At 72.0% G+C, this 17,672-nt stretch carries 19 protein-coding genes; 12 read left to right on the top strand and 7 right to left on the bottom strand.

Annotated elements, in window-relative coordinates; genetic code table 11:
* Window positions 1-18: 18 nt before the first annotated feature.
* Entirely contained in the window at window positions 19-876 is an 858-nt protein-coding gene (locus H0H10_RS00640) for a potassium channel family protein (protein ID WP_223179176.1), read from the top strand.
* A gap of 171 nt (window positions 877-1,047) precedes the next feature.
* On the opposite strand, the gene H0H10_RS00635 is transcribed toward H0H10_RS00640, so the two are convergent.
* Entirely contained in the window at window positions 1,048-2,664 is a 1,617-nt protein-coding gene (locus tag H0H10_RS00635; RefSeq protein WP_188178795.1) for an MFS transporter, read from the bottom strand.
* A 120-nt stretch (window positions 2,665-2,784) separates the two neighbouring features.
* Between H0H10_RS00635 and H0H10_RS00630 the strand changes: the two genes are divergently transcribed.
* The 3 genes from H0H10_RS00630 (at window position 2,785) to H0H10_RS00620 (ending at window position 5,673) form a co-directional block, all read left to right on the top strand.
* A complete protein-coding gene (locus tag H0H10_RS00630) occupies window positions 2,785-3,456 on the top strand; it encodes a TetR family transcriptional regulator (protein WP_188178794.1) in 672 nt (223 codons plus the stop codon).
* A gap of 81 nt (window positions 3,457-3,537) precedes the next feature.
* Window positions 3,538-4,746 (top strand): alpha/beta hydrolase, encoded by a 1,209-nt coding sequence (locus H0H10_RS00625; protein ID WP_188178793.1) that lies wholly within the window; start codon window positions 3,538-3,540, stop codon window positions 4,744-4,746.
* A 75-nt stretch (window positions 4,747-4,821) separates the two neighbouring features.
* Complete coding sequence (locus tag H0H10_RS00620) at window positions 4,822-5,673, top strand: DUF4429 domain-containing protein (protein ID WP_188178792.1); 852 nt, start codon at window positions 4,822-4,824, stop codon at window positions 5,671-5,673.
* Here the strand turns inward: H0H10_RS00620 and H0H10_RS00615 are convergent.
* Window positions 5,670-6,704 (bottom strand): aldo/keto reductase, encoded by a 1,035-nt coding sequence (locus H0H10_RS00615; protein ID WP_188178791.1) that lies wholly within the window; start codon window positions 6,702-6,704, stop codon window positions 5,670-5,672. The two genes, H0H10_RS00620 and H0H10_RS00615, sit on opposite strands and share 4 nt — an antisense overlap.
* Entirely contained in the window at window positions 6,701-7,186 is a 486-nt protein-coding gene (locus tag H0H10_RS00610) for a MerR family transcriptional regulator (protein ID WP_188178790.1), read from the bottom strand. The genes H0H10_RS00615 and H0H10_RS00610 overlap by 4 nt, the downstream gene beginning before the upstream one ends.
* A 72-nt stretch (window positions 7,187-7,258) precedes the next feature.
* On the opposite strand from H0H10_RS00610, the gene H0H10_RS00605 reads away from it, so the two are divergent.
* Together H0H10_RS00605 and H0H10_RS00600 are read left to right on the top strand one after the other, a co-directional pair.
* Window positions 7,259-7,729, top strand: a complete 471-nt coding sequence (locus tag H0H10_RS00605; RefSeq protein WP_188178789.1) for a GNAT family N-acetyltransferase — start codon at window positions 7,259-7,261, stop codon at window positions 7,727-7,729.
* 19 nt (window positions 7,730-7,748) lie between these two features.
* Window positions 7,749-8,564, top strand: coding sequence for a serine hydrolase domain-containing protein (locus tag H0H10_RS00600; protein ID WP_188178788.1), 816 nt, complete (start codon window positions 7,749-7,751; stop codon window positions 8,562-8,564).
* On the opposite strand, the gene H0H10_RS00595 is transcribed toward H0H10_RS00600, so the two are convergent.
* On the bottom strand, window positions 8,561-9,214 hold the full coding sequence (locus tag H0H10_RS00595; RefSeq protein WP_188178787.1) for a pirin family protein: 654 nt from the start codon (window positions 9,212-9,214) through the stop codon (window positions 8,561-8,563). The genes H0H10_RS00600 and H0H10_RS00595 overlap by 4 nt on opposite strands.
* A gap of 59 nt (window positions 9,215-9,273) precedes the next feature.
* On the opposite strand from H0H10_RS00595, the gene fasR reads away from it, so the two are divergent.
* From fasR to fabF, 5 genes are all read left to right on the top strand, one after another.
* Window positions 9,274-10,479, top strand: a complete 1,206-nt coding sequence (fasR, locus tag H0H10_RS00590) for a fatty acid biosynthesis transcriptional regulator FasR (protein ID WP_188178786.1) — start codon at window positions 9,274-9,276, stop codon at window positions 10,477-10,479.
* A gap of 89 nt (window positions 10,480-10,568) precedes the next feature.
* Complete coding sequence (locus H0H10_RS00585) at window positions 10,569-11,489, top strand: ACP S-malonyltransferase (protein ID WP_188178785.1); 921 nt, start codon at window positions 10,569-10,571, stop codon at window positions 11,487-11,489.
* 16 nt (window positions 11,490-11,505) lie between these two features.
* Window positions 11,506-12,537, top strand: a complete 1,032-nt coding sequence (locus H0H10_RS00580) for a ketoacyl-ACP synthase III (protein WP_188178784.1) — start codon at window positions 11,506-11,508, stop codon at window positions 12,535-12,537.
* Window positions 12,538-12,615: 78 nt separating this feature from the next.
* Entirely contained in the window at window positions 12,616-12,864 is a 249-nt protein-coding gene (locus H0H10_RS00575) for an acyl carrier protein (protein WP_004931691.1), read from the top strand.
* Window positions 12,865-12,951: 87 nt separating this feature from the next.
* Window positions 12,952-14,223: a beta-ketoacyl-ACP synthase II gene (gene fabF / locus H0H10_RS00570; protein ID WP_188178783.1), complete on the top strand. Its 1,272-nt coding sequence runs from the start codon at window positions 12,952-12,954 to the stop codon at window positions 14,221-14,223.
* Between the two features lie 69 nt (window positions 14,224-14,292).
* Here fabF and H0H10_RS00565 read toward each other — a convergent pair whose 3' ends face one another.
* Window positions 14,293-14,787: a DUF3145 domain-containing protein gene (locus H0H10_RS00565; protein WP_188178782.1), complete on the bottom strand. Its 495-nt coding sequence runs from the start codon at window positions 14,785-14,787 to the stop codon at window positions 14,293-14,295.
* A 257-nt stretch (window positions 14,788-15,044) separates the two neighbouring features.
* Between H0H10_RS00565 and H0H10_RS00560 the strand changes: the two genes are divergently transcribed.
* Window positions 15,045-15,962 carry an SGNH/GDSL hydrolase family protein gene (locus H0H10_RS00560; RefSeq protein ID WP_188178781.1) on the top strand — a complete coding sequence of 306 codons (918 nt, stop codon included), beginning with the start codon at window positions 15,045-15,047 and terminating at the stop codon, window positions 15,960-15,962.
* Between the two features lie 209 nt (window positions 15,963-16,171).
* Here the strand turns inward: H0H10_RS00560 and H0H10_RS00555 are convergent, their stop codons facing one another.
* A complete protein-coding gene (locus H0H10_RS00555; protein ID WP_188178780.1) occupies window positions 16,172-16,786 on the bottom strand; it encodes a LysE family translocator in 615 nt (204 codons plus the stop codon).
* The gene (locus H0H10_RS00550; protein WP_188178779.1) at window positions 16,783-17,580 is read right to left on the bottom strand and encodes an EI24 domain-containing protein; all 798 of its coding nucleotides are present in this window, start codon (window positions 17,578-17,580) and stop codon (window positions 16,783-16,785) included. The genes H0H10_RS00555 and H0H10_RS00550 overlap by 4 nt, the downstream gene beginning before the upstream one ends.
* Between the last annotated feature and the right edge of the window lie 92 nt (window positions 17,581-17,672).

Genomic DNA, 17,672 nt, shown 5'->3' with positions numbered 1-17,672 from the left:
GTCCTTACGATGCGGGGCATGGACGCGGGCATAGAGGAACGAACGGCACAGGTGCGCTGGGAGCGGCGCACCCAGCGGCCGCTGCTGGCGCTGGCCGTGCTCTTCGCCGTCGCCTACGCCGTGCCGATCGTGGACAGCTCCACGAGCCGGACCGTGAATGTGGCCTGCGCGGTGGTCGAGTGGGTGGTGTGGGGGGCGTTCGCGGCGGACTACCTGGTGCGGCTGGGGCTGACCGACGACCGGAAGCGGTTCGTCCGTACGCACTGGCTGGACCTGTGCGCGGTCGCCCTGCCGCTGCTCCAGCCGCTCAGGCTGCTGCGGCTGGTCTCGACGCTGATGCTGGTGGGCCGGCGGGCGCGGATGGCCTCGCAGATCCGGCTGACGACGTATGTCGCCGGGGCCGTGGTGGGGCTGCTGATGTTCGGTTCGCTCGCCGTGCTGTCGGTGGAGCGGGACGCGCCGGGCGGGAACATCCGGACGCTGGGTGACGCCGTGTGGTGGTCCTTCACGACGATGACGACCGTGGGGTACGGGGATCACGCGCCGACGACCGGGATGGGCCGGATCCTGGCCGTGGGGCTGATGCTGTCCGGGATCGCGTTGCTGGGTGTGGTGACGGCGAACATCGCCGCGTGGTTCATCGCACGGTTCGAGAAGGACGACGTGGAGGAGCGGCGGCAGACGGAGGCGATCCGCGCGCTGACGGAGGAGGTCCGGTCCCTGCGGGCGGAGGTCGCGGAGTTGCGGGGGACGCCTCCTGCGCCCACCTCCGCGGCTGCGCCCGACTCCGTCACTGTGCCCGGCCCCGCGGCTGCGCCCGACTCGGTCACTGCGCCCGGCTCCGCCGCTGCGTCCGCCTCCGCCACTGCCGAGTAGCGCTCCGGCCCTTGTGTGCCGCGGGCGCGCCGCCCCCCTCCGGCAGCGCGCCGCAGCCTCTCGCCCTCCATGCTCTGCGGAGGGCATGACCCACTGTCACCTGCGACGCCCGCCGGAGGGGCGGGTTCGCCGGTGCCGTCACCCTGATGAGCGAACGGGTGACGGGGCCCGTCAGATGTGGCCCACGCCCGCACCGGCCTCCGCGTTCGCACCGCGCTTGGTGAGGAACGCGACCAGGACGGCCACGGCCGCGACCCCGGCGGCGACGAGCGACGCCAGGCTCATGCCGGAGATGAACGTGTCGTGGGCGACCTCGGTGACCTTGGCCGCCAGCTGCTCCGGCATGTCCTTCGTGACCGGCGCCACACCGACCTGGACCGCCTCGGATGCCTGGCCCAGCTGCTCCGGGGTCAGCTTCGGCAGCCCCGCGTCCGCCCAGTTGCCCGCCAGGTCGTTGTCGACCTTGGAGGCCATGACGGCACCCAGCACCGCCGTACCCAGGCTGCCGCCGATCTGCATCGCCGCCTGCTGGAGGCCGCCGGCCACGCCCGACAGCTCCATCGGCGCGTTGCCGACGATGACCTCGGTGGCGCCGACCATGACGGGCGCGAGCCCGAGGCCCAGCAGGGCGAACCAGAGCGACATGACGCCGCTGCCCGTGCCCTTCTCCAGCGTGGACATCCCGTACATGGCCAGCGCGGTGAACGCCATGCCGCCCGCGAGCGGGATGCGCGGCCCGGCCTTGGTGATCAGCGCGCCGGCGAGCGGGGAGCCGACGATCATCATGCCGGTGAGGGGCAGCAGGTGCAGGCCGGCGTCGACCGGGCTCATGCCGTGCACGTTCTGCAGGTAGAAGGTGACGAAGAACAGGCCGCCCATGAAGGCGATGGCCATCAGGACCATCAGGACGACACCCGCCGACAGCGGCACCGAGCGGAACAGCGCCAGCGGGATCAGCGGCTCCTTCACCTTCGTCTCCCAGAAGGCGAACAGGGCGAAGCCGGCGACGGAGGCGGCGATGAACAGCCACGTCTTGCCGTCGCCCCAGCCCCACTCGGGGGCCTTGATGAGCGCCCAGACGAGGCAGAACATCGCGGCGGAGAGCAGGGCGATGCCGAGGACGTCGAAGGAGCGCGGCGCGTTCTCGGCGCGGTGGTCGAGCAGGATCATGACGCCGAGGACGACGGCGACGATGCCCACCGGCACGTTGATGAAGAACACGGACTGCCAGTTGACGTGCTCGACCAGCACACCGCCGAGGATCGGGCCGCCCGCCGTGGACGCGCCGATGACCATGCCCCAGATGCCGATGGCCATGTTGAGCTTCTCGGCCGGGAAGGTGGCCCGCAGCAGGCCGAGCGCGGCCGGCATCAGCAGCGCGCCGAACAGGCCCTGGAAGACCCGGAAGGTGACGACCAGCGGAATGGTGTCGGACAGGCCGATGGCCCCGGACGCGGCGGCGAAGCCGACCACGCCGATGAGGAAGGTCTGCCGGTGCCCGAAGCGGTCGCCGAGCTTGCCCGCGGTGATCAGGGAGACCGCGAGGGCGAGGAAGTAGGCGTTGGTGATCCACTGCACGTCGGCGAAGCTGGCGTGCAGGTCCTGCGCGATGGCCGGGTTGGCGATGGCCACGATGGTGCCGTCAAGGGCCACCATCATGACCCCGACGGCGACGGTGATGAGGGTGAACCACGGGTGGCCGCGCAACCCCGTGGCCGGCGCCGAGCCCGACGGGGTGGATGGGGCGCCCCCCGACCCCGTCTTGTCGATGGTGGTCTGACTAGTCATGCGTTCGAGGCTAGTGACAGTCACTGACAATTGACAAACCAATTCACTAGTCGGTAACTGACAGGACATCTCCGTATAGCCTGAACTGCGAAAACGGTAGCGAGGAGCGACCCTTTGAAGATGGCGGACACGGCGGTGACAGCGGGGAACGGGCAGCCGGTCCCCCGGCCGGGCCTGCGCGAACGCAAGAAGCAGCGCACCCGGGACACGTTGCTGCGATCGGCCCTCGAACTGTTCACCGAGCAGGGATACGAGGCGACGACCGTCGACGACATCGCGGATGCCGCCGAGGTCTCGCAGCGCACCTTCTTCCGCTACTTCGCCAGCAAGGAGGAGGCGGCGTTCTTCGTCTCGCGGCTCGCGGAGTCGCACTTCGTCGACGCCGTGCGCCGCCGGCCGCCCGGCGAGGCGCCGCTGGACGCGCTGCGCCAGTCCCTCGTGGAGAGCTGGGACACCATCGGGGAGGCCATCGAGCAGCTGGTCCCGCTCGAACTCCACATGCGCTTCTACCGGGTGATCGAGTCGACGCCCGCCCTGCTCGCCGCCCATCTGCGGCGCGCGACGGAGCTGGAGGAGCGGATCGCGCGCGTCATCGCCGACCGCGAGCACCTCGACGTGGACGCGGACCCGCGGCCGCGGGTGGTCGTGGCCGTCTTCGGCGCGGTGATCCGGGTCACGGAACGGATCTGGTCCGCCGGTGACGACGTCAGTCTCGCCGCGCTGCGCCAGCTGAACACCGCCTACCTCGACCAGGTGGAACCGGCGTTGACCGGGAGCTGGCGGACGGACTGATCCCCGTACCGCGTGAACGAAACGTGATACGCGTCACTTGGTTCACGCGAGACCCTCCCGTTCTCCTAGTGTGTCCTCCCAGTGACTTCCTTCGACACCTCCCCGCAACTGAACGTCTGGCGCGCTCTGCTCGCCCTGGCCGTGGTGTTCGTGATGCTGGCGACCACCGGCTGGACCGCCCTGCGCCACCAGCGGGGAACCACGGCCCTCCAGGCCTCGGTCAGCGCCTGGGAACGCGGCCGGATCGACGGACGAGCACTGCCCGACCCGCACGCCGCTCCGGCCCGGCTCGCCCGCTTCTTCGCCTCGCTCACCGAGCGGCAGCGGCTGAGCCTCGCCCACCGCTATCCCCTCGCCGTCGGGAACATGAACGGCGCCCCCGTCGAGCTGCGCTACCGGGCCAACCGTGTCGCGCTGCGCGAGGCGCGCACGGTCGAGCGGCAACGCACCCACGACAGCCGCCTCTCCCCCGCCGGACAGCAGGAGGCGGACCGCCGCATGCGCCGCTACGAGTCGCTGCTGAGACCGGGCCGCCACATCCTCGCCTTCGACCCGGAGGGCCCGGGCAGGGTCGCCGAGGTGTTCGGGAAGCTGGACCGCGCCGACCGCGTGTCCGTCGTCGTGCCCGGCGCGGACACCGAGCTGCTCACCTTCCAGCGCACCCGACGCAAGTACGCGGCGCCCGTCGGCATGGCCGAGGCCCTGTACCGCGCCGAACGCGCGGCGAGCCCCGCCACGGGTACGGCCGTGATCGCCTGGGCCGACTACACCGCCCCCAGCGGGCTCGGCATGGACGCGGCCACGGCGACGCGCGCCGCGGACGGCGCGATCCGCCTGAACGGACTGCTGCGGGCGCTGCCCGGCAACGCCCCGGTCTCGCTGTTCTGCCACAGCTACGGCTCCGTGGTGTGCGGCCTCGCGGCGCACGGACTGCCCGGGCGGGTGACCGACATAGCGGTGGCCGGCAGCCCCGGCATGCGCGTGGAGAAGGCCTCCCAGCTGCGCACCTCCGCGCGGGTGTGGGCCATGCGGGACGCCGACGACTGGATCCAGGACGTGCCGTACCTGGAGGTCGGGGGGCTGGGGCACGGCGCCGACCCGGTGTCCGCCGCGTTCGGGGCACGGCTGCTGTCGGCGCGCGGCGCAAAGGGACACAGCGGCTACTTCGTGCCGGGCACGGAGAGCCTGCGGAACTTCGCCGAGATCGGCGTTGGCGCATACCACTCGCTGGACTGCGCCGACGAAGACGACACATGCCGGGCGGGTTTGTCCGCAGCGGCGACGGCCTGACGCGCGTAGAGGCGCAGAAACTCCGGTTTGCACGGGGAGGGGACGAAGGAGCTCGTGCCGCATACGATGAGCCGCATGGGTGACGTACTGGCCGGATTTCATGCCGCCTGGGAGTTCGAGTCCGACTCCGTGCTCATCCGTTACGAACGGGGGATTCGAACACCCAAGCTCTTCCAGGCACTCGGGGAACGCCGCATCCCGCTGGAGGCGATCGCCGGGGTGACGCTGACGCCCGGCAGACGCGGCACCGTCGTGCTGCGCGCCGAACCCCGCCCGGGCGCCGATCCGCTGATGGAGGCGGCGGCCGGGCAGCTGAAGGAGCACTGCGACCCGTACCGGCTGGTGGTGCCCGCCGAGCGGGAGACACTCGCGGAGTACTACGCCGACGAGCTGCGAGCGCGGCTGACCGAGCCCGGCCGGCCGGCCGAGCGGTTCCTCGTCGCCGCGCCCGAGGCGCCGCTGCACTTCAAGGCGTACGACGGGAAGGCGTCCTTCGACGGCACGTCGGTGTCCTTCCGGTGGTCCTGGACGGGCGCGTCGTCGGCCAAGTGGAAGGCCGGCGACCAGAGCTTCCCGGTCGCCGGCCTGGGCGGGGTGGAGTGGCGCAGCCCCGAGGTCTTCGAGGGGTACCTGCGGCTGCTGCCGCGCGACGCGGTGGCGCCGGCCGTGCAGGCCGACCAGGACCCGGCGTCGGTCGTGTTCGGGCTCGGGTACGGGCCGGTGCACGAGTCACTGCCGTTCGCGGCGGCCGTGCTCGCCGCCGTGCGGCGGGCCGGGGCGGTGGCCGCGGTGCCGGTGCCGGCGCCGCGGCGCGACCCGGCGGACATCGCCGAGCGGATCCGCCACCTCGGGGAGCTCCACCAGGCGGGCCTGGTGACGGACGAGGAGTTCTCCTCGAAGAAGGCGGAGTTGCTGGCGGAGCTCTAGCCTTCCTGGCTGTTCGGCTCCCTGCCCGCCGAGGTGAACGTCATGTCCGCGTACCGGTCGCCCGCCACCTTGCCCGCGATCGGTTCCAGCAGGGCGAGCTGGTCCTCCGTCAGGACGATCCTCGTCGCCGCCGTGTTCTCCTCGACGCGGGCCGGCTTCCTGGTGCCCGGGATCGGAACGACCGGCAGGCCGTGCACCGCCGCCCGCTGCTGGGCCCAGGCCAGCGCGATCTGGCCGGGCGTGGCACCGTGGGCCTCGGCGACCGCGCGGACCGGCTCCAGCAGGGCCGCGTTGGCCGCCGCGTTGTCGCCGGTGAACCGGGGCTGCTGACGGCGGAAGTCGTCGTCCGTCAGATCGGTGTCGGCGTTGGTGAAGGAGCCGGTGAGGAAGCCCCGGCCGAGCGGCGAGTACGGCACGAGGGCCACGCCCAGCTCACGGGCCGCCGGCACCACGCCCGCCTCGATGTCCCGGCTGAACAGCGACCACTCCGACTGCACGGCGGCGATGGGGTGCACGGCCTGCGCGGCGCGCAGCTCGTCGCCCGTGACCTCGCTCAGCCCGAGGTGCTTGACCTTGCCCTCGCGGACCAGGTCGGCCATGACGGCGACGGTCTCCTCGATCGGCACGTTCACGTCGCGCCGGTGCATGTAGTAGAGGTCGATCACGTCGATGTCCAGCCGCTCCAGGCTCGCCTCGACGGCCTGGCGGATGTACGGCGGGTCGTTGCGGATGATCCGCCTGGTCGGGTCGTCCGGCGGGATCGCCAGGGCGAACTTGGTGGCGACGACGACCTCGTCGCGGTGCGCCTTGAAGAACGGCGACAGGAACCGCTCGTTCTCCCCCGCGCCGTAGGCGTCGGCCGTGTCGTAGAGCGTGACGCCCAGCTCCAGCGCCCGTTCCAGGGTCGCCCGCGACTGACCCGCGTCCGACGGGCCGTAGGCGAAGCTCATGCCCATGCAGCCGAGGCCCTGGACGCCCACTTCGGGGCCGTCCTGGCCGAGCCGCACCGTCGGGATCCTGCTGTCGGTCATCGGGTCCTCTCCCCTTCGCGGGCGCGTCCCGCGTCCCCGTAGAAACTGATCTTCCGGTCGAGCACGGCGAGCGTGTCCTGGAGCTCCGCGATCCGCGCCAGCACGTCTCGGCGGGTCGCCTCCAGCAGCTCACGCCGGTCGGAGTACGTGCTCTCGCCCTCGCGCACCAGCTCCGCGTACCGGACCATGTCGGCGACCGGCATCCCGGTCAGGCGCAGCTTGCCCACGAGGTCGAGCCAGTCGAGGTCGCGGTTGCTGTAGCGGCGCTGCCCGGTGTGCGAGCGGTCGATGTGGGACATCAGCCCGATCCGCTCGTACCAGCGCAGGGTGTGCGCCGAAAGTCCGGTGAAGGCGGCGACCTCGCTGATGGTGTAGCGGTCCTGGCCGTCGGGGCGCGGGTGGCGCCGGGGCGGGCCGGAGCAGATGTCGGTTCTGGTGGCGTTCGGCCGGGTGGTCGCGGCCGTGGTCTGCATCACCGTCATGCCTCCACGCTATGACCTTGGAGTGCACTCCAGGCAAGCGCAGGAGGCGAGGGAACGGCTAGCGTGCGGGACATGAGTCTCGTACGCCGCGCGGTGCCCGAGGACGCGGAGGAAGTGCTGCGTCTGCGTCAGGTGATGATCGATGCGATGGGGCGGTCGCCCGCGTCCACCGACTGGCACGCCCAGTCCCTGCCGGTCCTGCGGGCGAGGCTCGCCGAGGCGGACGGGGACTTCGCGGCGTTCGTCGTCGACCACCCGGAGCGGCCGGGGGCGCTGGCCGCGCTGGTGGCGGGGACGCTGGAGTACCGGATCGGCCGGGCCGGCAATCCGCACGGGGTGGTCGGGTACGTCTTCAGCGTCGCGACGGACCCGGGCGCCCGGCGCCGCGGATACGCGCGGGCGTGCATGGAGGAGCTGCTGCAGTGGTTCCGGGTGCGGGGGGCGGGGCACGTGATGCTCACCGCGTCCGCCGACGCCGAGCCCCTGTACACCTCCCTCGGCTTCACGCGCGACGCCGACCCCTCGATGCGGCTGTACCTCTGAGCCGCTTAGGCTCACAGGCATGTCCTTGAAGAGCCTCGCGTTGATCGAGAACTGGCCGGTCCCGGCCGCCGCGGCGGGTGTCGTGCGGGCGGACGGCACGGTGCTGGGGGTGCACGGCCCCGCCGGGCGGCGGTTCCCGCTGGCCTCGGTCACCAAGCCGCTGGCGGCGTACGCCGCGCTCGTCGCCTACGAGGAGGGCGCCGTCGAGCTGGACGAGCCGGCCGGGCCGCCCGGGTCGACGGTGCGCCACCTGCTCGCGCACACCTCCGGGCTGGCCTTCGACGAGCACCGGGTGACCGCTCCGCCCGGGGAGCGGCGGCTGTACTCCAACGCCGGTTTCGAGCAGCTCGGCGACCACATCGCGAAGGCGACGGACATCCCGTTCGCCGAGTACCTGCGGCAGGCGGTGCTGGAGCCGCTGGGCATGACGTCGACGGCGCTCGACGGCTCCCCGGCGAAGGACGGCGTCTCGACGGTCGAGGACCTGCTGCGGTTCGCCGCCGAGGTGCAGGCGCCGCGCCTGCTCGACCCGCGCACGGTCGCCGAGGCGATGACGGTGCAGTACCCGGGGACGAAGGGCGTCCTGCCGGGCTACGGCCACCAGAACCCCAACGACTGGGGGCTCGGCTTCGAGATCCGCGGCTCCAAGTCCCCGCACTGGACGGGCTCGACGTCCTCACCGCGCACGTTCGGCCACTTCGGCCAGTCCGGCACGTTCCTGTGGACCGACCCCGACGCCGGCCTCGCCTGCGTCGCACTCACCGACCGCGCCTTCGGCCCCTGGGCGATCGAGGCGTGGCCGCCCTTCACGGACGCGGTGCTGGCGGAGCTCTAGGGCATCTCCCAGACCAGCACCTCGGCCCGCGTCACCGCGACGGCGTCGACGCCGGCGGCGTCCGTGAGGCGGGCCGCGTCGCCCGCGCCCAGTTCCTCGCCGGCCAGGCGGACGGTGCCGCGGACGACGTGAACGTACACGTGCCCCGCGTCCGGCACCGCCGTCCGCTCCCCCGCCGCGAGGCGGCGTACGTGCAGCATCGCGCCCGCCTCCGGGACGGCGTACGGGGTGGAGTCGGCGATGCCGCGGACGATCTCGTAGGACGGGTCGCCGCCCGGCGAAAGGGGGGCCAGCCACATCTGGACGAAGGTCAGCGGGGTGGTGCCGTCGTTGCGCTCGACGTGGCGGACGCCGGCCGCCGCGCTGAGGCGCTGCACGTCCCCGGCGCGGACGACCGTCTCGTGGCCCGCGGTGTCCCGGTGGGTCAGCTCGCCCTCCACCACCCACGTCACGATCTCGGTGTGGCTGTGCGGGTGCTCGTCGAAGCCGGCGCCGGGAGCGAGGCGCTCCTCGTTGCAGGCGATCAGGGCGCCGAAGCGGAGGTTGTCGGGGTCGTAGTGGGGGCCGAAGGAGAAGGCGTGGCGCGACTCGATGCCGGCCGAGCGGTCGCCTCCGGGGTAGCGCTCGTCGGCGCGCCGTACGTCTGTCACGGCCTCCACCGTAGACCCGGCGGCACAGGTGCCCGTCCCGATAAGGCAGTCTTGTCCCCGTGCCCGAACCCGAAACCAGCAAGCCCGAGCCCGCGGCGCACGCCGTCCACCCGCATGCCGCGACCCTGAAGCGCCTGGAGAGGTCCTCCGGATCACTCGCCGCGCAGGCGATCGCGCGGATGGACGAGACGCTGCCGTGGTACCGGGCCATGCCCCCGGAGAACCGTTCCTGGATCGGGCTGGTGGCCCAGGCGGGCATCGCCGCGTTCACCGAGTGGTTCCGGCACCCGGACGCCCCGCAGGCCATCTCCACCGACGTCTTCGGGACGGCTCCGCGTGAGCTGACCCGGGCGATCACGCTGCGGCAGACCGTCGAGATGGTGCGGACCACGATCGAGGTCATGGAGTCCGCGATCGACGAGGTCGCCGCTCCCGGCGACGAGTCCGTGCTGCGCGAGGCGCTGCTCGTGTACGCCCGCGAGATCGCCTTCGCCACCGCCCAGGTGTACGCCCAGGCCGCCGAGGCACGCGGTGCCTGGGACGCGCGGCTGGAGTCACTGGTGGTGAACGCGGTGCTCAGCGGCGAGGCCGACGAGGGCGCCGTGTCCCGGGCCGCCGCCCTCGGGTGGAACTCCCCCGAGCACGTGTGCGTGGTGCTGGGCACCGCGCCCGACGGGGACTCCGAGCTGACCGTGGAGGCCATCCGGCGGGCCGCCCGGCACGCCAAGCTCCAGGTGCTGACCGGGGTGCTCGGGGACCGGCTGGTGGTCATCGCGGGCGGCAGCGACAACCCGCTGGCCGTGGCGAAGTCGCTGATCGGGCCGTTCGCGCAGGGCCCGGTGGTGGCCGGGCCGGTGGTGCCGGACCTGCTCGCCGCGACCCGGTCCGCGCAGGCCGCCGCCGCCGGGCTCAAGGCGTGCACCGCCTGGCAGGACGCCCCGCGCCCGGTGCTGGCGGACGATCTGCTGCCGGAGCGCGCGATCGCCTCCGACCCTTCTGCCCGGGAGCAGTTGGTGGAGGAGATCTACAGACCGCTGGAGGAGGCCGGGGCGGCGCTGCTGGAGACGCTCAGCGTCTATCTCGAACAGGCGAGCAGTCTCGAAGGCGCCGCCCGGATGCTCTTCGTTCACCCGAACACCGTGCGCTACCGGCTCCGACGTGTGACTGACGTCACCGGATGGTCGCCGTCTGATGTACGGTCTGCGTTCACACTGCGGATCGCGCTCATCCTGGGGCGTCTGGCCGATGGAGATCCGCAACCCTAGGCTTTTGTCAGGGGCCCACAAAACCCCTTCGTGTTCTTCGTCCCTGTCCCCACGGGCGGCCGCAGCCGTCCTCAAGAGAGAGTGTGAGAGTGCTCGTACTCGTCGCTCCCGGCCAGGGCGCCCAGACGCCCGGCTTCCTGACTGACTGGCTCCAACTTCCCGGTGCCGCCGACCGCGTCGCCGCGTGGTCGGACGCCATCGGACTCGACCTCGCCCACTACGGGACGAAGGCCGACGCGGAGGAGATCCGCGACACGTCCGTCGCCCAGCCGCTGCTGGTCGCCGCCGGGTTGCTGTCCGCCGCGGCACTCGGTGACATCTCCGAGATCGCGCCGGGAGCGGTCGCGGGCCACAGCGTCGGCGAGATCACCGCCGCCGCCTTCGCGGGCGTGCTGGACGCCACCGCCGCGCTGGGCCTCGTGCGCAAGCGGGGGCTGGCCATGGCCGAGGCCGCCGCGGTGACCGAGACCGGCATGGCGGCGCTGCTCGGCGGCGACCCCGAGGTGAGCGTGGCGCACCTGAAGAAGCTCGGTCTGACCCCGGCGAACGTGAACGGCGCGGGTCAGATCGTGGCGGCCGGCACCGTGGAGCAGCTGGCCGCGCTGAACGAGGACAAGCCCGAGGGCGTGCGCAAGGTCGTCGCCCTGAAGGTCGCCGGTGCCTTCCACACGCACCACATGGCGCCGGCGGTGGAGAAGCTGGCCGACGCGGCCAAGTCGCTCGCTCCCGCCGACCCGAAGGTGACGTACGTCTCCAACAAGGACGGGCAGGCCGTCGCCTCCGGCACCGAGGTGCTGGAGCGTCTGGTCGGCCAGGTCGCCAACCCCGTCCGCTGGGACCTGTGCATGGAGACCTTCAAGGAGCTCGGCGTCACCGCGCTGATCGAGGTGTGCCCGGGCGGCACGCTGACCGGCCTGGCCAAGCGTGCGCTGCCCGGCGTGAAGACCCTGGCCCTGAAGACCCCCGCCGACCTCGACGCGGCCCGCGAGCTCGTCGCAGAGCACGCCTGACAAGGAGCCCGAGAGCATGTCGAAGATCAAGCCCAGCAAGGGCGCCCCGTACGCGCGCATCCTCGGGGTCGGCGGCTACCGCCCGACCCGGATCGTGCCCAACGAGGTGATCCTCGAGAAGATCGACTCGTCCGACGAGTGGATCCGCTCGCGCTCCGGCATCGAGACACGGCACTGGGCCTCCCCCGAGGAGACCGTCGCGGCGATGTCGATCGAGGCGTCCGGCAAGGCGATCGCGGACGCCGGGATCGACGCCTCGCAGATCGGTGCCGTGGTCGTCTCGACCGTGTCGCACTTCAGCCAGACCCCGGCCGTCGCCACCGAGATCGCCGACAAGCTCGGCACCGACAAGGCCGCCGCCTTCGACATCTCGGCGGGCTGCGCGGGCTTCGGCTACGGACTCACCCTGGCCAAGGGCATGATCGTCGAGGGTTCGGCGGAGTACGTGCTCGTCATCGGCGTCGAGCGGCTGAGCGACCTGACCGACCTGGAGGACCGGGCCACCGCCTTCCTCTTCGGTGACGGCGCGGGCGCGGTCGTCGTCGGCCCGTCCCAGGAGCCCGCGATCGGCCCGACCGTGTGGGGCTCGGAGGGCGACAAGGCCGAAACGATCAAGCAGACGGTGCCGTGGGACCGCTACCGGATCGGCGACCTCTCCGAGCTGCCCCTCGACAGCGAGGGCAACGTGAAGTTTCCTGCGATCACGCAGGAGGGCCAGGCGGTGTTCCGCTGGGCCGTGTTCGAGATGGCGAAGGTCGCCCAGCAGGCGCTGGACGCGGCCGGGATCACCCCGGACGACCTGGACGTCTTCATCCCGCACCAGGCCAACGTGCGGATCATCGACTCGATGGTGAAGACCCTGAAACTGCCGGAGCACGTCACGGTCGCCCGTGACATCCGCACCACCGGCAACACCTCGGCCGCCTCGATCCCGCTCGCGATGGAGCGGCTCCTGGCGACCGGCGAGGCCAAGAGCGGCGACACCGCGCTCGTCATCGGCTTCGGGGCGGGTCTCGTCTACGCCGCGACGGTCGTTACCCTCCCTTAGGCACTCCGTGCCGGATCATGCGGTCCGGGACGGAACACACCGCCACACCCTCTGGAACATCTACGAAGGAGCGCCATCATGGCCGCCACTCAGGAAGAGATCGTCGCCGGTCTCGCCGAGATCGTGAACGAGATCGCCGGCATCCCGGTTGAGGACGTCCAGCTGGACAAGTCCTTCACCGACGACCTGGACGTCGACTCGCTGTCCATGGTCGAGGTCGTCGTCGCCGCCGAAGAGCGCTTCGACGTCAAGATCCCGGACGACGACGTCAAGAACCTCAAGACCGTCGGCGACGCGACCGACTACATCCTCAAGCACCAGGCCTGATCTACCGATCACTGCCTGTGGGCTGACTGCCCCGCCACCCGGCGGTGGCGCCGTACGAATCCGTATCCCGTTGGAGAAAGAATTCCCGTGAGCTCGACCAAGCGCACCGTGGTCGTCACCGGTATCGGCGCAACCACACCGCTGGGTGGCGACGCAGCCTCTACCTGGGAGGGCCTGGTCGCCGGCAAGTCCGGCGTCAAGCCCCTGGAGCAGGAGTGGGCCGCCGAGCAGGCGGTCCGTATCGCCGCCCCCGTCGCCGTGGAACCCTCCGAGGTCATTCCGCGGCCCCAGGCCCGCCGGCTGGACCGCTCGGCGCAGTTCGCGCTGATCGCGGCGCAGGAGGCGTGGAAGGACGCCGGCTTCACCGGCAAGGCCGGCGAGGACGGCACCGTCGACCCCGACCGGCTCGGTGCGGTCATCGCCTCCGGCATCGGCGGCGTGACGACCCTGCTGGACCAGTACGACGTGCTGAAGGAGAAGGGCGTCCGCCGCGTCTCCCCGCACACCGTGCCGATGCTGATGCCCAACGGCCCGTCCGCCAACGTGGGTCTGGCCGTGAACGCCCGTGCGGGCGTGCACACCCCGGTCTCCGCCTGCGCTTCGGGCGCGGAGGCCATCGGCTACGCCATCGAGATGATCCGCACCGGCCGCGCCGACGTCGTCGTCGCCGGTGGTACGGAGGCGGCGATCCACCCGCTGCCCATCGCCGCGTTCGGCAACATGATGGCGATGTCCAAGAACAACGACGACCCGCAGGGCGCCTCGCGTCCCTTCGACACCGCCCGCGACGGCTTCGTCCTCGGTGAGGGCGCCGGCGTCCTGGTCCTGGAGTCCGCCGAGCACGCCGAGCGGCGCGGTGCCCGTGTCTACGCGGAGGCGGTCGGCCAGGGCGTCTCGGCCGACAGCCACGACATCGTGCAGCCGGAGCCGGAGGGCCGCGGCATCTCGCACGCCCTGCAGAACCTGCTGGACCGCACCGACCTGGACCCGGCCGAGGTCGTGTACGTCAACGCGCACGCCACCTCGACGCCGGCCGGTGACATCGCCGAGCTGAAGGCGCTGCGCAAGGTCTTCGGCGACGACACCGACCACATGGCGGTCTCCGGCACCAAGTCGATGACCGGTCACCTCCTCGGTGGCGCGGGCGGCGTGGAGTCCGTCGCGACCGTCCTCGCCCTGTACCACCGGGTGGCGCCGCCGACCATCAACGTCGAGAACCTCGACCCCGAGGCGGAGGCCAACGCGGACATCGTGCGCGGGGAGGCCAGGAAGCTGCCGGTCGAGGGCCGGATCGCCGCGCTGAACGACTCGTTCGGGTTCGGCGGGCACAACGTGGTGCTGGCGTTCCGGACGGTCTGAGAGACGTCCACACGCGTGTGAAGGGCCCCCACCGCTCGGTGGGGGCCCTTCACATGTGCGGAACGGTACTCACACCACCTGGTGCAGCCAGCGCACCGGGGCACCCTCGCCCGCGTAGCGGAACGGCTCCAGTTCGTCGTCCCACGGCTTGCCCAGCAGCTTGGCGATCTCGCCCTCCAGGTCGGTCTCGTCGCGCTGGGAGCGGACCAGGGCGGCGCGCAGCCGGTCCTCGGGGATCAGGATGTCGCCGTGGATGCCGGTGACGGCGTGGAAGATGCCGAGGTCGGGGGTGCAGCTGTAGCGCTCGCCCTCGGAGCCGGCGGACGGCTCCGAGGTGACCTCGAAGCGCAGCAGGTGCCAGCCGCGCAGCGCGGAGGCCAGTTTGGAGGCGGTGCCGGCCTGGCCCTGCCAGGAGAACTCCGAGCGCCAGGTGCCGGGGGCGGCGGGCTGCCGGATCCAGTCCAGGCTGACGCGCGTGCCGAGCACCCCGGCGACGGCCCATTCGACGTGCGGGCAGAGCGCGCGCGGCGCGGAGTGCACGTACAGAACTCCACGTGTCGTCACCGGAACCTCCGGGCAGAGCGGGACATCTCGGAACGGGCGGAACGGTGTGGCCGGGCGGGCCACGTTGATGGCGAGGCTACCCTGCGGCGGGGCAAGGAGTGTGACGTACCGTCGGTCCCGCTGCTCCGAAACCTCCGCCATTCACCCGGCAGGACGCTTGTACGGGTGTGAGCCGTTGCATCAGCGCCTCCGGGAACCCTGACGCGTTGTCATGGGTTGAGGACCGTGGAGGCATCGGGCGAGGGACGGGGATGGTCATGGGCCACAGGACGGATCAGGGGACGCGGAACCGGCGCCGCCGTTCGCGTACCGCGCTCGCCGTCCTGACCGCCGCCGTCGTGGGCGTGGCCGGCTGCGATGCCGTCGGCGGTGACTCGGGCCCGTCCGGTTCCGGGACGGGGCAGGCCAGGCCCTCGCCGAAGCCCGCTCCGGTCTGGGACACGAGCCCCGGGTCGGTCGCCGCCGTGGGCGACTCCATCACGCGCGGCTTCGACGCCTGTACGGTCCTGTCGGACTGCCCCGAGGTGTCGTGGGCGACCGGCACCCGCGCCGACGTGAACAGCCTCGCCGTTCGGCTGCTGGGGAAGCAGGCGGTCAGGCGCTCCTGGAACCACGCGGTGACCGGGGCCCGGATGGCGGACCTGGCCGGTCAGATGACGCGGGCGGCGGCGCACAGGCCGCAGCTGGTGGCGGTGATGGTGGGGGCGAACGACGCCTGCCGGTCGACGACCTCGGCGATGACGTCGGTGGCCGACTTCCGGACGCAGTTCGAGACGGCGATGCGCACCCTGCGGGCGAAACTGCCCAAGGCGCAGGTGTACGTGGCGAGCATCCCCGACCTGAAGCGGCTGTGGTCCGAGGGGCGCACCAATCCGCTGGGCAAGCAGGTGTGGAAGCTGGGCATCTGCCCGTCGATGCTGGGCGACGCGGACGCCCTGGACGCGGCGGCGACGCTGCGGCGCAACACGGTGGAGCAGCGGGTGGAGGACTACAACGAGGTGCTGAGGGCGGTCTGCGCCAAGGACCGGCGGTGCCGCACGGACGGCGGCGCGGTGCACGCGTACCGGTTCGGCACCGAACAGCTCAGCCACTGGGACTGGTTCCATCCGAGTGTGAACGGTCAGGCCAGGCTCGCGGAGATCGCCTACCGGGCCGTCACGGCGAAGAGCGGCTGACGCCGTGCGGCGGGCCGGGCCGGTGTCGGGCCCCGGCCCGTCCGTCAGGTTCCGGGCCGGGGCTGCCCGGTGGGGCACGCCGTGCCGGCGGGCGTCCCGGGTCAGACGTTAATCGCCGCGGTGATCCGGCGGTCCGCCATCGGGCGTCCGGTCCGCCAGTTCGTACGAACCCTTCACAAACACCCGCGGGCCGGTCGCCCCGCCGGCGGTCAGTGTGAGGGGGCGAACGCGAGGCTGATGCCGAGCCCGGCCAGGACGGAGCCGATGACCTTGTTGAGGACCTTCTGGGCGCGCAGCATCAGGCTGCGCATGCGGTCCTGCGAGAAGAACACGGCGACGGCCGCGAACCACAGCAGGTGGGCGAGCGACATGAACAGCCCGTAGCCGAGCTGCTGGAGGACCGGGGTGCCGGGGCCGACGACCTGGGCGAAGGTGGAGACCACGAAGAGGGTCGTCTTCGGATTGAGGACGTTGGTGAGGAAGCCGGTGCGCAGCGCGGCGAACGGGGTGAGGCCGGTGCCGTTCTCCAGATCGACCCGCACCTCGCCGCGGGCGCGGAAGGTGCGCACGCCGACGTACACGAGGTAGGCGGCGCCGACCAGCTTGACGACCGTGAACAGGAAGGCGGAGGAGGCGATGAGCAGGCCGACGCCGAGCATGGTGTAGGTGACGTGCACCAGGACGCCGGCGGCCACGCCGACGGCGCCGAGCAGGCCGGTGCGGCGGCCGTACAGGTAGCTGCCCCGGACCACCATGGCGAAGTCGGCGCCGGGGGCGACGACGGCCAGGACGGTGATGACGGCGACGGCGAGGAGTTCGGTCACCGCACGGCTCCCTCGTCGGCACCGGCGGAGTCGTCGTCGCTCTCGCGGGTCTCCTCGCCGAGCAGTTCACGGGCGAGGAGGGTGGCGCCCGCGACCGCGCCCGGCATCAGGAACACCGCGACGAACGGCACCAGGAAGGCCAGGCCCAGCGGCGTGCCGAAGCCCCAGACGAGGGTCTTGCGGGAGCGCAGCAGGGCTAGGCGGTCGCGCAGCTCGACGCCGCGGCGCTGGAGGGCGACGGCGGCGAGTTCCTCGGTGAGGAAGAAGCCGGTGACGAAGAAGCCGATCACGGGCACGACCGTCTGGCCGACGACCGGGATGAAGCCGAGCGCGAAGAGCAGCACGCCCCAGACGGCGGCGCGGACGACGATGCGGAGGCTGTCCCGGCCGGAGATCCACAGCTCGCGCCAGAGCGGCAGGTCCGACTCGGGGGCGGTGCCGTCCGGGGAGACGTCCCGGTCGACGCGTTCGGAGAGGCTCTCGTAGAAGGGCTGGCCGACCAGCAGCGTGACCGCGGTGAAGGTGAGGACGGCCAGGAGCAGGGCGAGGGCGAACAGGACGGCGGTCAGGAAGCCGCGGAACAGCCCGGACCAGGGGCTCGACCAGTCGTCGGCGAAGGGGGTCGCCCAGGTCACGAAGTCCTCGCCCCACAGCGCCAGCGCGACCAGCGCCGCCGCGTACAGGACCAGGGTGATCAGGCCCGGGACCAGCCCGAAGCCGTAGCTCTTGCCGTGCCGGGCCACCCAGCGCTGGCCCTTCAGAAGGTGGCCGAATCCCGCCCCAAGATCGCGCATGGGCGGCACTCTACCGGGCGGCGCCGGCCTGGCGCGGGTACGCGGGAAGGCCGCCCCCCGGCGGCGGGGGTGCGGCCTTCCGGCGTGTGCGT

Source organism: Streptomyces griseicoloratus, assembly GCF_014534645.1.
GTDB lineage: Bacteria > Actinomycetota > Actinomycetes > Streptomycetales > Streptomycetaceae > Streptomyces > Streptomyces griseicoloratus.
This window is presented reverse-complemented; position numbering and strand designations above follow the sequence as displayed.

Excerpts from the sequence above, each read along its gene's own strand:
- H0H10_RS00635 (WP_188178795.1), bottom strand. The coding sequence starts at position 2,664 with ATGACTAGTCAGACCACCATCGACAAGACGGGGTCGGGGGGCGCCCCA.
- H0H10_RS00550 (WP_188178779.1), bottom strand. The coding sequence starts at position 17,580 with ATGCGCGATCTTGGGGCGGGATTCGGCCACCTTCTGAAGGGCCAGCGC.
- H0H10_RS00615 (WP_188178791.1), bottom strand. The coding sequence starts at position 6,704 with ATGACCGACAGCAGGATCCCGACGGTGCGGCTCGGCCAGGACGGCCCC.
- H0H10_RS00620 (WP_188178792.1), top strand. The coding sequence starts at position 4,822 with ATGGGTGACGTACTGGCCGGATTTCATGCCGCCTGGGAGTTCGAGTCC.
- H0H10_RS00630 (WP_188178794.1), top strand. The coding sequence starts at position 2,785 with ATGGCGGACACGGCGGTGACAGCGGGGAACGGGCAGCCGGTCCCCCGG.
- H0H10_RS00600 (WP_188178788.1), top strand. The coding sequence starts at position 7,749 with ATGTCCTTGAAGAGCCTCGCGTTGATCGAGAACTGGCCGGTCCCGGCC.
- H0H10_RS00640 (WP_223179176.1), top strand. The coding sequence starts at position 19 with ATGGACGCGGGCATAGAGGAACGAACGGCACAGGTGCGCTGGGAGCGG.
- H0H10_RS00580 (WP_188178784.1), top strand. The coding sequence starts at position 11,506 with ATGTCGAAGATCAAGCCCAGCAAGGGCGCCCCGTACGCGCGCATCCTC.
- H0H10_RS00605 (WP_188178789.1), top strand. The coding sequence starts at position 7,259 with ATGAGTCTCGTACGCCGCGCGGTGCCCGAGGACGCGGAGGAAGTGCTG.
- H0H10_RS00560 (WP_188178781.1), top strand. The coding sequence starts at position 15,045 with ATGGGCCACAGGACGGATCAGGGGACGCGGAACCGGCGCCGCCGTTCG.
- H0H10_RS00610 (WP_188178790.1), bottom strand. The coding sequence starts at position 7,186 with ATGACGGTGATGCAGACCACGGCCGCGACCACCCGGCCGAACGCCACC.
- H0H10_RS00575 (WP_004931691.1), top strand. The coding sequence starts at position 12,616 with ATGGCCGCCACTCAGGAAGAGATCGTCGCCGGTCTCGCCGAGATCGTG.